This window comes from Acinetobacter junii, assembly GCF_018336855.1.
Classification (GTDB): domain Bacteria; phylum Pseudomonadota; class Gammaproteobacteria; order Pseudomonadales; family Moraxellaceae; genus Acinetobacter; species Acinetobacter junii.
This window is the reverse complement of sequence record NZ_CP059558.1, coordinates 1,942,460-1,957,916: the sequence shown is the minus strand read 5'-3', so window position 1 is coordinate 1,957,916 and position 15,457 is coordinate 1,942,460. Positions and strand designations below refer to the sequence as shown.

Sequence of the window (15,457 nt, the reverse complement as noted above, 5' to 3'; positions counted from 1 at the left end):
ATTTACTCCTTAAATCCAAGCATGGCGGGCAGGGTGAGTACCATTCAGGTAATAGTCACCAATCGCATGGAATTTCCAACGCACAGGATCATGTAAGGTATGCACACGGGCATTACGCCAATGCTGATCAAGATTGTGTTGGCTCAGGCTGGCACGACTGCCACCAAGTTCGAGTAATTTTTCTGAGATATGCAGGGCAGAATCATTGGCATATATCTTTGCTTCTGCCACTAAAATAGAGGCGCGCGCGGCTTGCTCGCTAGAAATCTGAGTGAGTTGATCCAGTTCATCTAGATATTCTGCTGCCTCATCTAGTAATAAAATAGCTGCATCGAGAAGGATATTGAGCTTACCAACTTCTTGTAAGGTGTAATGTTCTTCACTGGCTTTTTCTACACCAGCATCAATAATGGGACGTGCTTTACGAATGCTGGATAAAGTGTCATCAAAAGCTGCTTCGGCGATGCCAACATCAATGGCAACTTGTAGAAGCTGAGAATACGCACCGCGAACATTTGGAGTATCAGCAATAATGCGCTCATCAAAAAATAGTGCAGGATCAACGACAACATTGCGTAGTTTTACCGTTCCACTGGCTGTAGTGCGTTGACCAAAGCCATTCCAGTCATTAATCACTTCAACACCTGCGGCATGTCGATCAACGATCGCCAATACGGTATAACCATCTGGGTGTAAGGCACGAATCGCTATCCAGTCTGCAAAGCTGGTTCCAGTCGAGTAAAACTTTTCTCCATTTAAAAAGTATTGCCCATTTTCCAACGTTAACGTGGTTTGAATGGCTTTGGTATCTTTGGAATTTTTTTCAGGTCCACCATTTGCAATGCGTTTACCTGCAAGAATTTCAGTGTAGATAAACTGTTTTTGTGCATCTGAACCCGTGATATTAATAAAATTTAAAAGACCGAATTGGTTTTGTGGAATTTGCCCAACATTGGCATCGGCTTTACTCAAAATACGAAACACATGGGCTAAGGTTTTATTGGAGACAAAAGCACCACCATATTGTTTTGGAATACGGATACCGCCTAAACCCTTTTGACTAAACTGATTGATTTGTTCCGTTGGCAAAATACGATTTTGGTCTCGTTTATTTCGTTCTTCTAATGCAAAGTCAGCAACTTGATAGGCAGCATTAATGGCCTGCTGATCATTTAAAATCAGTTGTACTGGAGCTTGGATCACTGATTGATTACTGGACATGTAGACACCTCTAATAGATAAGAGGAACTTTACAAAAATTTTACTTTTCCACTAAACCATCAGTTTTGGCTTGTATATCACAATAATTGTTAAGCATTTTTTATGAGAAAAATGAAATAAAAAGTGATATTTAAATTTTAGTGAAAACAATTGTTTATCACTTTTGATGCAAAACGGAAGCTACAAAAACAGTTTTTTTATGACTAAATAGAATAACTTCATCTAAAAAATGTATAGCATGCTTTAGCCAAAATTAAAAAAGATAGAGCAAAAACGACATTGTAATCATTCACTTTTACTTCTAAAGTAGGGAAAACTTTATGTTTGATCGAATAGAAAAATAAATTTGGAGTGTCTATGCGGGTTTTATACCAATTTCCTTTATCTCACTATTGTGAAAAAGCTCGCTGGTTGTTAGATCATAAGGAATTGGACTATGTTGCACATAATTTAATTCCAGGTTTTCATCGCGCGTTTACCTATCTCAAATCTGGGCAATACTTTTTGCCAATGTTGAAAGATGATAAACGCTGGGTTGCAGACTCAACCAAGATCGCCCTGTATCTTGATGCGACTTATCCCGAACATGCATTACTTAGACGTGACGAAAGCTTACGCAAACAAGCTCTTGATATTGATGAGCTTGCGGGTGAATTAGGGATTCATGTTCGCCGTTGGACATTAGCACAGGCACTTTCTATTGGTGATCATCCACTTGAAATTATGATGGGTGAACAGGGTTACTTACGCCAATTTGAGAAAATCTCAAAACCTATTTTGAAGAGTTTAGTTTCAACGAATTACAAACTGAATCCAGAAAAAGTTGAAAAATCGAAAATACGAATGACAGAATTAATTGCAGATTTAAATCAGCGTTTGATCGATAATCAAGGACGTTATTTGGTTGGAGATCGTTTGGGATTAGCCGATATTGCGGTCTGTTCTATGCTGGCACCGCTGCTTGTGATCAAGGGTACTCCTTGGGAACTTGAAAATGATGATCTTGAGCAATTTTCAGGTGAATTGAAACAATATCATGACGATTTACTTGATCTACCATTAGGACAATATGTACAGCGTATTTATGCGACTGAACGTAACGCGCGAGTGGATTGGCGTGGAATGTGATCGCTAATCCACATCAATATTAGCCTTGATACAAAATATCAGGGCTTTTTTATGAGAAATTAAATGGGGTAACTATCAAAATCTAAGAAATTATTAATGAATAACATGATTTATTAAAAGAAAATTCGTTTTTAGATAAAAATATTAGAAATATTTTCCAAATTTACTTTAAAAAAAGTTAAAAGAGGGAAATAATTGTAAGAAGGCTTTGTTATCTTATGTTTCAGGGTGTGATGGGGATCGAAACGAGTTGTTTGACTATTGGGAGATGAGTCGAACATTTACTCAAAAGGTCTTGTTTCGGCTTTGAGACAAAGATAAACCAAAAGTTTATCGGAATAATGTTCGTGTTATCCATACAACATTGTCAAAAGTTAAACGTATGTTTTCCCTTGACCCTTAAAAATTTGTTTTAAGCAGTTCCGATAAAATAATTTAGAAATCATATGGACTGTACTATGGAATTAGATCGATTTGATAAGCAAATTCTTGAAATTTTGACTCATGAAGATGTAAATCTGAATGAATTGTCAGAGCGTATTAATCTTTCTGTCAGTTCAGTTCACCGTCGTATTAAAAATTTAATTGAATCCCAAGTAATGGGGCAACTTAAACGAGAAATTAACTTTAATAAGCTTGGTTTTAGTCTGCACATTCTTTTGCAAGTATCGCTTAGTAAGCATGACAGCGAAACTTTTGATAAGTTTTTAGAAGAAATTGAAGATATTCCAGAAGTGACCAATGCATTTCTAGTAACAGGGCAGAGTGCAGATTTTATTTTAGAACTGGTAGCGAGAAATATGGATGACTACAGTGAAATTTTATTACGCCGTATTGGTAAGATCGACAGTGTAGTCGCACTTCATTCGAGTTTTGTGATCAAAGAATATAATGTTTTCAACTGTTATAAGCTTTTAAATAAGCTATAAAAAATGCATCTAAAAAGATGCATTTTTTACTCACTTGAATAAGTTAAGCATCGAGTTGAGCTAAAACTTCTTCTGTAAATTCCACGTTTGTATAAACGTTTTGAACATCATCAAGATCTTCAAGCATATCAATCATTTTCATGATCTGTTTAGCTTGATCGATATCGTTGATTTCAGCTTTAGTCGATGGGCTCATGACCACTTCGGCATTGTCAGATTTTAATCCTGCTGCTGTAAGCGCATCTTGAACATCACCAAAACTTTCTGGACTAGTGATAACTAAGATACTGTCTTCATCGATCTCGATGTCATCAGCACCAGCTTCTAAGGCAACTTCCATCACTTTGTCTTCTAATGAAACATCATCAAAAGAAATTTCGCCGCGCTTAGTGAATAGGTACGCTACTGAACCGTTGGTACCCAAGTTGCCATTGGTTTTACTAAAGCAATGACGAACATCTGGAACAGTACGGTTTAAGTTATCAGTCATGGTTTCAACGATAACTGCAACACCACCAACACCATAACCTTCATAGGTTACTTCTTTTAAATCATCATTATCTTCGCCACCAGCACCACGTTGGATCGCACGGTTGATGGTGTCACGTGTCATATTCACAGAAAGTGCTTTTTCAACAACGGCACGTAAACGAGGGTTACTCGCTGCATCTGGCCCGCCTAAACGTGAAGCTGTTACGATTTCACGGATGTATTTAGTAAAAACTTTACCGCGACTTGCATCTTGTTTAGCTTTACGATGCTTAATATTGGCCCATTTAGAATGACCCGCCATGGAAGTAACTCCAAAAAATTAAAACTCAAAAAAGTGCGTGAATATTAGCATAGCGATAGTTTTGTTGAAAACCACCGCATTAAGCATTCAAAATTTAAATTCCTGATCATGTATTAAAGATTGATCAGAAAGAATGCAAAAATTAGTTAATCTTTACGTCAATATCGTATTCAGCATAAAGAGCTTTGATTTGTTCCAAATCTTTTTGTAAATCTGTAGGATAAATTTTTCCTAAAATACCACCTTGTTTTGTACGTGCATTGGCATACATCAAAATAATAGGTACGTTGGCTGCTTTAGCAATATGCCAAAATCCTGTACGAATTGGTTTGCGATCTTCACCATTTTTTGCGCGTGTTGCCTCTGGAGCTATGACTAAGTTAAACCGCTGATTACGCTTAAATAAGTCGACCATTTGCGTCACTATGTCTTTATTTGCTTTGCGATCAACAGGAATGCCACCTAATTTTTCTAAAATAGGTTTAAGAGGACCTCTGAATAGTTCCTTTTTAATCAATGTATGAACTTTAAGTTCTAAGATTTCAAACAAAGCGAGTGAAAGAATAGTGTCTAGATTTGATGTATGTTCAAATCCAATAATTACTTGTTTTTGTTCCAAAATTGCGGGATCAACTTGATATGTCCAGCCTGCTGCCTTAAAGATTGATTTTCCAATAATTTTTTTCATAGCAGTCATTCATCGTTCAAAAGAATCACAGCAGTTTAATATGACTTATTGTGAAAATATATATCCTTAACAACCACAACTTCTCGATTTCGGCAAATTGAATATTTTTCAATGAATAGCAAATAATTCTGATCTGTTGATTCAGTGATATGTAAGCTTGTTACCATAACAAACTCGTAATCACAGCATGAATATGCTGAACTCAACTTAATTCAAATTCGAGAATAACTCGGTGAAAAGATTTAAGAAGTGGCTAGAACAAATGATCAATCGGTACCAAGTGGGTTCTAGATCAGCGGCATCGAACTCTAATATTGCAACCGCATATGATGAAACTGAAGTTGAAGTCATTGTGCCCATGCAAATAAGTCATGCTGGAATTCGCTTCATCATGGACTTTGAGGATCTGAGATTAAAATCTTATGATGATGGAGCGGGCACTTGGACTATTGGATATGGAACAACGATTTATCCAAATGGAGTGAGAGTTAAAAGAGGTGAGACCTGCACTGAAAGTGAAGCAAAAGCTTATTTTCAACATGATTTATTAAGGTTTCAGCGTACAGTAAATCACCTTGTTAATGTTTCATTAAAGCAAAATCAGTTCGATGCCCTTGTATCATTGACTTATAACATTGGTGAAAATGCATTTAGAACATCAACATTATTAAAGTATCTAAATATGGGTAAATATTCAGCAGCAGCCGAACAATTTGAGGTTTGGAATAAGGCTGGAGGTAATGTGATGCGTGGATTGGTGAGACGTCGACATGCTGAAAAAGAACTATTTCTAAAATAATTATTGGAGTTCTATTCAATAAATGAAGATAGAAACAGTAAATACGTTAAGGGAGATTTTGTAATAATGAATAGATCTATCGTAACTCTAACTGATGATCATCTTGAGTTAGCTTAATTTTAATTTTTCTGTACTTACGCTTATTGGGTTCTATAGCAGAATTTTTTAATTCGTCTGAAAATTTCTTTTGATGCATAAGTTCAGTATAGGTTTTATAACCTAAAATAATTCGACTTGGATATTGCCCATTTCTATTTAAATAGTACTCAATAGATTGGTTTAATTCTTCTAATATACTAATATTGCACATATTTATAAGATAATCTTAGATTCGATCTTATCCTAACATAAAAAATAAGCTTTGTAATGTAAATGAAATATTTAAATTCTATGAAAATTTTATTCGAGAGATTTTAATTTTATATTCTATTTAATGATTTATCTAATAAGAAATAAGCCCACTTCTATAAATAGGCTTATTGAGCAAATTTAGTAATATTCTAAGACCGTAAGATGAAAAGTTTATGGTATTTTCAGCTATAAGTTTTGATATTTTTGACTGGAATTAACTAAATTAGCAAAGGGAGTTAAGAGTTCAATGCAAGAACAGAAATATTACTTGCTTGTAGACCTTTTTTACCTTGCATTACGTCAAATTTAACGCGTTGACCTTCAAAAAGTGTTTTAAATCCGTTGTTTGCAATTTCGCTGTAGTGAGCGAAAACATCTTGACCATTATCTGACTGAATAAAACCAAAACCTTTAGTTTCGTTAAACCATTTAACTGTACCATTCATACCATTTGACATAATAATATCCTTTCTCTTGATGAGAATAAATTTATAAAAGACTGATTTTAAAATAATAAACTTGAAACTAAAATATCAAATAAGCGGGAAGTATTCATGCAAAATGAGAATTTTAATGAGACAAAAATATATTTTCTTATCGTGTATATTCACTATACGCTTTATATGTGAATTAGCAATCTTTATTTTTAGATTAAAAAATGAACCAATATTAATATTATGAATTACATAAGATTAATACAGAATATTTTTCTAAAAAAACTTAAATAATTGGATGCGGGGGTTGGATTTGAACCAACGACCTTCGGGTTATGAGCCCGACGAGCTACCAGACTGCTCCACCCCGCACCAGTGAGTTGACGTTATACGCGGTATAATTGATAAGGTCAAATAAATCTTCAATAAATAATGCTATCTGAAGTATTTTTAACCTTTATTGAGGTTTTAACATGATTTTTTCTATAATTAATAGATCTTATCTTGACCTACTAATCGTGTTTTAAAGCGGCGATGGAACCACATATATTGTGTTGGTTGAGTACGAATTTGATTTTCTAATATTAAATTTACACGAGTCGCATCATTAATTTCATCATTTGTAGGAAAATTCTCAAGTTGCTTCTCTAATAAAATATGATACTGAGGATTTTTAATATCTCCAGTTCGATAGAAAAATAAAGGAATCGCTACAGCATTGGCAATTTTAATTAGACGTCTATGTGCGGTTAATGTTGCTGCCTGTACACCGAAAAATGGGGCCATCACACCTTGTTTGAGTCCAAAATCTTGATCGGGACTATACCAAATAGCTCGTCCAGCTTTTAGACTGCTAATTAACCCTTTCATATCATCTTTTGAGATTTGATGTTTATAGCTAGATGCCCTGCATCTTGTAATCATCATATCAAGTAGAGGATTGTTTTGAGGGCGATAAACTACATCTAGATCAAAGAAGCGACTACTGATAAATCCTCCAGCATCCAGTAGCGTGGTATGACTTCCTAATAGTAATATTCCATGTCCTTTTGCTGAGTTAATGTGTTCGATACCATGGATATGAATTCTATTTTCATACCATTTAGGGCAATACCATGCATTTAATGCTTCAAATACTCCAAGCATGGTATTGAAAAAGACCTCTTGACCATCTCTATATAATGATTCAGCATCTTTTTCGGGAAAACATATCATTAAGTTTTTAAGTGTAGTTTTTCTTCTTGAATGAAGATATTTCCATGCTAATTTTGCTAAACAATTTGCAACTCTGTGCTGAATAAACCAAGGTAAAATTGCACCAATCATAAGTAGGGATATTGCAATCCAAATACCCCAGTATTTGGGCAGTAAAAAAGCCCACTGAAACTTTCCTGCCTCATAATGTTTGTTGGTTTTCATAGCAGTCTGTTTCGTTTAAAAAACTCACCAGCCTAGCATATTTTAGATTTATTTGTTTTAGAGAAATCTTTACTTCTAGAAAAGCATATTCACTATATTCTTAAGTTATTATTTTACATTAGATTAATGTATCTAGAATTGAGGTGTTATTCACGGCTCAATTCTTTGGGTAACGTTCATCTGATGGCGAACAGTACTTATATTTTCGTAAATGATTTTACGCATACGATTGATAGCGCCTAAAGGTTTGTGTTCAGGCAAGGAATGCCAAGGTGTAAATGAAAGATTCTCACAGAACTGATTTTGTTCTGGGGTGTCAAACTCTTGTTTAGGAATGTTTATGATTGCAACAGTATAAAATGGGGCGATTGACTCATTCCACTCGGTCATTGAATCTTCGACAGACATGTTAGATGACGTTCTTGGTTGAACCATAAATTCCATACAAACATTTTTTTCCTGTAAGGTGCTTCTAAGCGCTGTTCTTAAATAATCAGGGTTTGTTTGTTTAGTTATAAACTCGGAAGTCTGTGTGCATGGTTTAACCGAGTATTTTACTGCTTTTCTATCAGCTCCTGATCCAAGTTGATAGGGAACCATCGACCAATAACGACTATTTATTGGATTAGTTATTTTTGAGTTCGCGGCACTAAAAGCATTTTTTGTACCTTTAAAACCAAGTGTAAAAGGGAGTTTTAGTTTTTTTAAGAAACTATCACTGCTGGTTGCATCCACAAATTTAAGATATCGACTTGCATTATCTGCAAAGAAAACAGGATGATTAATCATAATAAAATCTTGAGTCGTGGCATTTTTTTCATTTTCTAGAATTTTATTGCCTGTAACGCCTAAAATTTTAATCGCCATGCCACGAGCATCTTTTTCATAGTCTGCTTTTGAAGCATCACTAGATGCATTTGAAAAACGGATCCAAGCATCATAATTTTTATTGGGCATGAAAATGCCTTGTGCAAATTCTTCGGCTAAATTTGGTAAAACTTTGAATTTTGCTTTCACACAACCATGGGCTTTAGGATGAGCGTCTCGTAGTGCTAATTTTGTCGCGTATTGTTTGCGAATAGTTTCTTCAATATGTTGAGAAATTTCATAAGCTAGTTTCTCTTCGTTGTCTTGAAGCTTCTCACCTAAAAAATGATCGGGTGTTGGGTATGAGAAATTTGTTTTTTTTGGGGAGTTAGGCGCATCTACATCATTTAATTTGATAGGAGCTGAGCTACAACCTATGCTAAAAAGTGTTGAAGAAGTAACTAAAATGAATAAAGCATTTCGAGAAGTATTTTTGATTATGTTCATAGTTTTAACTCATTTAGCATTATCAAATTCTAGTGCTTATTCTGAATAAAGTATATTTAAACACGAGTGTTTTTATTATTCATATACAATTGCTTGTGCAAATATCATCGTAAAAGTCTAGGAAATTTCCCACTCTTAAATAGATGATTGTAGATTTTATAGAATAAAAAATTGCAATATTTGGTTGTTCAATCTTTAGATGGATTAGACTAAAAATTACATGAATGATTAATTTTTCCATGCTTAGAATAAAATCGTTAAACTGAATATTACGTCAATCCTTTTTCACAGGTAATGTTCACGAAAAACAAACAAGAGTTGCTTTAAACTCAGTTAGAAATGATAAATAATTTAACAAGAAATCTTTGTGCTATAAAAATACAAGTATAAGATTTTTATATTATTTTTATAATTTAGGAAGCGGTGTTATGAATTTGATTGCAAAAATTAACACAACGGGAATGCTTTTTCTCAGTTTAATTACAACTGCGTTTGCGCATTCGGATATTTCACAAACTTCGCAGGTAAGTACCAAAGAACCAGATGGAGTCCTATTTAAAAACGTACAAATTTTTGATGGTAAATCCAATAAACTAACTGCACCTATGAATGTCCTAGTTCGAGGGAATAAAATACAATCGATATCTAGAAGTCCAATCCAAACCACGAATGACACGATTGTTATAGAAGCTAATCAAAAAGTACTCATGCCAGGATTAATTGATGCACATTGGCATGCGATGATGGCAGCAATGCCAGTTTCAAAATTACTTACTTCAGAAGTAGCTGACTTTAATTTTAGTGCCGCAGCAGAAGCAAATAATACGCTGATGCGAGGCTTTACTAGTGTACGTGATATGAGTGGACCAACATTCTCTTTGAAGCGTGCAATTGACTCAAATATTATTAACGGTCCAAGAATTTGGCCATCAGGTGCAATGATCTCACAAACTGGTGGTCATGGTGACTTTCGTATGACCTATGAAATACCATCATCAAGCGCGTCACATAGCCGTGGTGAACAAATTGGTGGCGGAGTTATCGCAGATGGGCCCTCTGAAGTGACTAAACGAGTCCGAGAACAATTGATGCTCGGTGCAACTCAGATCAAACTCGCTGCTGGAGGTGGTGTTTCTTCTCAATATGATCCAATTGATGTAGCTCAATATTCAGAAGAAGAATTTAGAGCGGCGGTAAATGCAGCTGAAAATTGGGGAACATATGTTTCAGTTCATGCTTATACACCTCGAGCAATTCAAGCGGCACTTAAAGGTGGTGTTAAAGTAATTGAGCATGCACAACTAATAGATGAACCAACGATTAAAATGATGGCGCAAAAAAATGCTTGGTTAAGTAGTCAAGCATTTCTTGATAATGAATATTCTAATCCACAGCAAGGTGAGGCAAGGGTTAAGCAAATTGAAGTACAAAAAGGTACTGATAATGCATTTAAATTAGCTAAGAAATATAAACTCAAAGTGGCTTGGGGTACTGATATTTTATTTGATCCGAAGATGGCTAAAAATCAAGGGGCAATTCTTGCAACGATGACACATTGGTATACAGCTCCAGAGGTTTTAAAAATGGCTACTTCAACCAATGCTGAGTTACTTGCACTTTCTGGACCGCGTAATCCATATCCTGGGAAACTGGGAGTAGTGGAAGAGGGTGCTTTAGCAGATTTACTTTTAGTAAATGGGAATCCAATTGAGAATATAAACTTGGTTTCAAATCCTGAAACTAACTTTGTCGTAATTATGAAAGATGGTGTGATTTATAAGAATACAGTTGCTAAGTAATTTATAATTATTGGCTACTGATTTTTTAAAGCTAAAGTATTGAATAAATGCTTTAGTTTTTTATTTAACGATCTTTAAATTATAAATAAGATTGACATAATTTATTATAAAGGAAATTTTAAATTAATATATGAATTTATATAAAACTGGTTTTAAAGTTTTTAATAAATTGAATTTTTAAAATGATAAATTTAATCCAGTAAATAAAATATATTAATTTATAATTTTATGATGTACTAAAGTACCTATTTATTTTGTTTTTATGAAATGAGCTTGGTTGAATAATGAACAAATAATTTCTAAGACTTAGTCCTTAACTATTTCCCAGTATATGAACGCAACTAAGTAAATCGATGCATTAACGTACAATAGAGCTGAACATCTGCATAAAAATTATTGCATTGCAAAACTGAATTATGTAGAATCTGCCACAAGTTAAATTGTTGTATTCAATGATTTTAACAGTTTAGGGCCTATAGCTCAGTTGGTTAGAGCAGCGGACTCATAATCCGTTGGTCCCGTGTTCAAGTCACGGTGGGCCCACCATATAAAACAACCACTTAGGTGTACTAATCCTAGGTGGTTTTTTTGTTTTTAGATTCTGGTAAGCAAATGGTAAGCAGATGAAATCAACTTAAACAAACAGTTTTTTGTATAGTTCTACTAGGTTTGGATCTGTGCTTGGAATGAAGTCTTGAAGTTTCGGGTGAATGCGGAAATCTGCTTCGGCTTGTGTAGATATCTCTTTAACTTCATTAGACCAGTTTTTCCTTCTGTATTCTCGCCAATTTAATTTAATTTTGAGTGGTCGACTGTATCCTTTTAATTCCATAAGGAATATCTGATCACATAATTCATCAAATAAAAAGACATGTGAACGATGGAAGTGAGGATTTCTTTTTAGTAATAACTCTAATGAATTTATGAGAAGTGAACAGCAATCATTAGAAAGAGCGGTACTATTAATGGTTACTCCCCAGTGATGCAATAAATACAATGTACATAGGCTGTCGAGTGAGCCATAGCTTGCTATATGTTCTAAGCAACTCTTATCAAAGTCTTTAATACGTCCATTGGATGAAATGAACTCTAAGATATAGTGAGGTAAAGTAGCTAATTCTAATAATATAAGATCTTCATCAAATATTTGATATTTCAAAATTTTCCACAGGGGATGGTTGATAATTTGAGATGAACCAATACATTTAGATTCAACATTAATTATCTGGTATTTTTGTGGTGTGGATAATCCAAATTTATACTTTTTAAATAAGCTCTGTACCTTGTGATCTTTTTGGTATCCATAAAAAAATTTTTCCATATCATAATCATTTTTATATCTACCAAAGCTTACTAACTGATTATAAAAAAAGTCATACCAACTTATTGTTTTTGCAAAATCTATCCTAGTTCTTAGCGGGCGGCCCATGTATCACTCTGATTCACTCAAGTACAACTCATCTTAACTGAAAATTTGGCAAGAAAAACATATTTTTGCAAAGTATTATTCCAAATTGATTTGTGGTGTTATGACTCTAAATCAACAAGGACACAAAAAAATGTCATTTAAGCATAAACATAAGCCGATTACAGATGATCGGCTTTTATTGACCACTAGAGAGACAGCTAGGCTTTTAGGGTATGCAGAACAGACTTTACGTAAGTGGGCTTTATATGAAAATGGCCCAATTAATCCTATTAGACATGGACGTACTCTTCGTTGGAGTAAGGCGGAAGTCTACAAATTTGCTTGCTTAAAAGAAGACTGATTTTGAAGATGGTATGGACTAATTGCTCATACCTATTTACTAGGTTTCAACATGCAAAAAAAATCATTTGAAGTTCTGATCAAACTCAGAGCAGTTTTGATATTAGATTTACCAGACTTTATTCGAGGTTTTATCTTGAATCTTAAAAACAAGCTGGATGCTTACATCAAAAGAACTCTTAACACGGGGGCGAAATCGAATAAAGCCGTTGATGAATTTGAGGTCCTAAAATGGTTAATCCATAAAATTCCTCTAGATCTGCAACAGGTCGACAAGCACAAACAGAAACATGTGCATGCTGTGCTGTTTACCTGTTTTTTTACTCAATTATCCGAAGCCTTAGGTCTGCGGTTATCACAGCATATGCGATCGGATCCAAATCTGCAGCGTCATGTTCAATTGAGTGCCAGCACCTATAAAAAATACTTCAAGTTGCATAAAGACTTGAACCTCAAGTTAGAGCAAAACCTAATTTTCAATTTTTACCCTAAAAAATTATGGTGATTTTATGAGTCAAAATGATAAATCGTCAGAGTTAGACGAAGAAACCAAATTATTGGAAGCATGGATAAATCAGTCCCTGAGCGACAAAAAACAAATTTTGAATCAGCTCTTGGCGCAAGATAAGCAGGTACTGGAATTGTATGTTGCTGCTCACGATATCCATGTGGTGATTAAAGACAATCGGATGGTGACACAAAAGAAATTATTGGCAGGCTTAACTCAATGGGCTAAAAGTGCATCTATAGGAGAACTAAACGACCAACAAAAAGCAGCATTCATCTATTCCTATCTTTTGACTGCAGTCTTGTGCGAAATGCTGAAGGGAATCATCTTGTTAGAGCCTCAGGCTGAAGAGAAAGAAAGACGAGTTATTTTACATAAGTGTGAAAAGAACAATAAAATCAATACAGTATTTTATGATTTAAAACTGTTGTTGCAAAAGCAGTTTTCTCACGCTGAGGAAAATAAACAACTGTATGCAGACATCACGCAAAAACTCCAGGGGATGGATGAATTTAATGCCAATGAGTTAAAAACTCTTTTAGAGCGCAAAACAATAAAAAACGATTTTGAACAGCTTAATCTCGGCCGCCATATTCAACAATTCATTATTGTTTGTAATGAACTCATCAATAGTAAGTTAAATTCATCGTCAATCAATGTTCAGGCTTTAATCGACAACATTCAAAAGCGCATGACCCGCACATCTCATTCTGGCATATCTTCGTTTGATGTGGAGAATGATGATAAGGAACAGGATACAGAGGCCAATGTTGTCGATCCTGAACAGGATGAGATCGCCAAGCGGGTGAAGGGGAGTTTCTCTGACGACAAACAGAAACAGCTTGAAAAGCAAGCTAAGCGAATTCAGCGACGTGACTTAGCCTGTAAAACTAATCCGCTTTATCTGAAACCCAGTTTATTAACTGAGGTATATCAGCGATTGCACGAGTGTTATCAAGAAAATACGAGAAATGATGCATATCAATCGGCTCTAGCTGTGTGTGGTCTGATGTGTCTCTTGACCGGTCTGAGTCCAACGGTCTTTCAAAAGATCAAGTATTTGATTGGTATTGGTAGAATTAAAAAAAAATCAGTCAAAAAAGTCATCCATTATTATTGGGTGATCGATCCTAAGTTGAATGCCAATCATTCCGGTGCCATGCAAGATAAAGCACAGCGTTATAATCGGGCCTTAACCCTAGAATGGCGCATACCAGCACCCTGGATCACCAGTTTAGAGGCTTTAGAGGAACCTGAATTTTGTGTGATTGAGTACAATAATTTTTTGCGGGAAGTCTTTAAAGAGCATCAGATTGGTGAAATCACCTGCGGGATTTTAGAGCTGCAAATCTATTTCTATCTGGATATGGAGACTGGTGATAACCTAGTCGCACACTTGTTGGCTAATCGAGATACTCATCATATCGTGCAATGGAACTATGAAGGGCGTCAGATCGATCAAATCGACCAGCATTTTCAAGGCTATATTAATGTTCTATTAGACCGTAGAAAAGGTGATCCATGGATTGAGAATGAACACCCTGGCCATATTTTTCATCGTGAGGAACGTATTGGTAGTCAGCGATGCTGGACTGTAGAGGCCGCGAGTGAATTTTTTAATCAGCTTTATCATTTTGTCAAAAACACATTAGCCAATACTCAAGCGAATCTGATCGAGAAGCTGAATGCTTACAGCATTTGGATGTGGCATCTTTCCTTAATCTGCCTGACGGTACGTCCAATAGTCGGCATGCCGGGGTTACTCAAACATTACGATCCTAAGGCACAACTGCTTTATGTGCATGATAAAAAAACTGATTCACGAAAAGTAGGACGTCCTGTTCCTGTTACAGGCTACTGGCAGGATCATTTCAATGCATATCGAAAATATCTGACGCAAACCATCGAGACACTCGGGATAACTAGTTTTAAAGTGAAATTGGAAAACGATGGTTTTATGCTCTATGTCATCTCACATCCTCGGATCAAGTCCCAAAAAGGTCAGGTGAATCTTGCGGAAGTCGTGGAGCATTTGGAGTTACAGCCCATGTCTGCTGATTTTGTCACGAATTACCTTAAAGAGACCGTGCAGATTTATAAAAACTGGCCAAGGCATTTCACTAAAAATCATCTCGCCTTGAGTGGTGACATTCACAATACGCTATATACCCATGATAAGCAAAGCATGGGATTCAGTCACATTTCTGGATTAAGCCCTTATCTCTACAAACACGACATTCAGCAGCAAGTTAAAAGCTTGCTCAACAAACTAGAAATCGCAAAGCTTGAAGTGCTTTAAAGGACCA

Annotated in this window: 15 protein-coding genes and 2 tRNA genes; 8 read left to right on the top strand and 9 right to left on the bottom strand. The window is 35.3% G+C overall.

Annotated elements, in window-relative coordinates; genetic code table 11:
- Positions 1-9: 9 nt before the first annotated feature.
- Entirely contained in the window at positions 10-1,221 is a 1,212-nt protein-coding gene (locus tag H2677_RS09190; protein WP_099948794.1) for an SfnB family sulfur acquisition oxidoreductase, read from the bottom strand.
- Between the two features lie 357 nt (positions 1,222-1,578).
- Between H2677_RS09190 and H2677_RS09185 the strand changes: the two genes are divergently transcribed.
- Together H2677_RS09185 and H2677_RS09180 are read left to right on the top strand one after the other, a co-directional pair.
- Positions 1,579-2,349, top strand: coding sequence for a glutathione S-transferase family protein (locus tag H2677_RS09185; RefSeq protein ID WP_005402450.1), 771 nt, complete (start codon positions 1,579-1,581; stop codon positions 2,347-2,349).
- Positions 2,350-2,807: 458 nt separating this feature from the next.
- The gene (locus H2677_RS09180) at positions 2,808-3,278 is read left to right on the top strand and encodes an Lrp/AsnC family transcriptional regulator (protein WP_004911804.1); all 471 of its coding nucleotides are present in this window, start codon (positions 2,808-2,810) and stop codon (positions 3,276-3,278) included.
- Between the two features lie 43 nt (positions 3,279-3,321).
- On the opposite strand, the gene H2677_RS09175 is transcribed toward H2677_RS09180, so the two are convergent.
- Both H2677_RS09175 and H2677_RS09170 read right to left on the bottom strand, forming a co-directional pair.
- Complete coding sequence (locus tag H2677_RS09175; protein WP_004954784.1) at positions 3,322-4,071, bottom strand: YebC/PmpR family DNA-binding transcriptional regulator; 750 nt, start codon at positions 4,069-4,071, stop codon at positions 3,322-3,324.
- A 142-nt stretch (positions 4,072-4,213) separates the two neighbouring features.
- Positions 4,214-4,768 carry a 1-acyl-sn-glycerol-3-phosphate acyltransferase gene (locus H2677_RS09170; protein WP_125299547.1) on the bottom strand — a complete coding sequence of 185 codons (555 nt, stop codon included), beginning with the start codon at positions 4,766-4,768 and terminating at the stop codon, positions 4,214-4,216.
- A gap of 223 nt (positions 4,769-4,991) precedes the next feature.
- On the opposite strand from H2677_RS09170, the gene H2677_RS09165 reads away from it, so the two are divergent.
- Positions 4,992-5,558, top strand: coding sequence for a lysozyme (locus tag H2677_RS09165; protein WP_125299546.1), 567 nt, complete (start codon positions 4,992-4,994; stop codon positions 5,556-5,558).
- A 76-nt stretch (positions 5,559-5,634) separates the two neighbouring features.
- Here H2677_RS09165 and H2677_RS16070 read toward each other — a convergent pair whose 3' ends face one another.
- The 5 genes from H2677_RS16070 to H2677_RS09145 form a co-directional block, all read right to left on the bottom strand.
- The gene (locus H2677_RS16070) at positions 5,635-5,868 is read right to left on the bottom strand and encodes a hypothetical protein (RefSeq protein WP_099948791.1); all 234 of its coding nucleotides are present in this window, start codon (positions 5,866-5,868) and stop codon (positions 5,635-5,637) included.
- 277 nt (positions 5,869-6,145) lie between these two features.
- Positions 6,146-6,367 carry a cold-shock protein gene (locus H2677_RS09160; protein WP_004911781.1) on the bottom strand — a complete coding sequence of 74 codons (222 nt, stop codon included), beginning with the start codon at positions 6,365-6,367 and terminating at the stop codon, positions 6,146-6,148.
- A gap of 271 nt (positions 6,368-6,638) precedes the next feature.
- A tRNA-Met gene (locus H2677_RS09155) sits at positions 6,639-6,715 on the bottom strand.
- A 117-nt stretch (positions 6,716-6,832) separates the two neighbouring features.
- A complete protein-coding gene (locus tag H2677_RS09150) occupies positions 6,833-7,762 on the bottom strand; it encodes an LpxL/LpxP family acyltransferase (protein ID WP_125299545.1) in 930 nt (309 codons plus the stop codon).
- 150 nt (positions 7,763-7,912) lie between these two features.
- Complete coding sequence (locus H2677_RS09145) at positions 7,913-9,076, bottom strand: catalase family protein (RefSeq protein WP_212638366.1); 1,164 nt, start codon at positions 9,074-9,076, stop codon at positions 7,913-7,915.
- A 428-nt stretch (positions 9,077-9,504) separates the two neighbouring features.
- Between H2677_RS09145 and H2677_RS09140 the strand changes: the two genes are divergently transcribed.
- Together H2677_RS09140 and H2677_RS09135 are read left to right on the top strand one after the other, a co-directional pair.
- The gene (locus H2677_RS09140) at positions 9,505-10,875 is read left to right on the top strand and encodes a metal-dependent hydrolase family protein (protein ID WP_212638365.1); all 1,371 of its coding nucleotides are present in this window, start codon (positions 9,505-9,507) and stop codon (positions 10,873-10,875) included.
- Between the two features lie 469 nt (positions 10,876-11,344).
- A tRNA-Ile gene (locus H2677_RS09135) sits at positions 11,345-11,421 on the top strand.
- Between the two features lie 88 nt (positions 11,422-11,509).
- Here H2677_RS09135 and H2677_RS09130 read toward each other — a convergent pair.
- Positions 11,510-12,304, bottom strand: coding sequence for a hypothetical protein (locus H2677_RS09130; RefSeq protein ID WP_019384227.1), 795 nt, complete (start codon positions 12,302-12,304; stop codon positions 11,510-11,512).
- 100 nt (positions 12,305-12,404) lie between these two features.
- Here H2677_RS09130 and H2677_RS09125 point away from each other — a divergent pair, with 100 nt between their 5' ends.
- From H2677_RS09125 to H2677_RS09115, 3 genes are read left to right on the top strand one after another with little or no spacing between them, the layout of a single operon-like run.
- Entirely contained in the window at positions 12,405-12,644 is a 240-nt protein-coding gene (locus H2677_RS09125) for a helix-turn-helix domain-containing protein (protein ID WP_019384228.1), read from the top strand.
- 51 nt (positions 12,645-12,695) lie between these two features.
- Positions 12,696-13,148, top strand: a complete 453-nt coding sequence (locus tag H2677_RS09120; RefSeq protein ID WP_019384229.1) for a hypothetical protein — start codon at positions 12,696-12,698, stop codon at positions 13,146-13,148.
- A 4-nt stretch (positions 13,149-13,152) separates the two neighbouring features.
- Positions 13,153-15,450, top strand: a complete 2,298-nt coding sequence (locus tag H2677_RS09115) for a hypothetical protein (protein ID WP_019384230.1) — start codon at positions 13,153-13,155, stop codon at positions 15,448-15,450.
- Positions 15,451-15,457 lie beyond the last annotated feature (7 nt).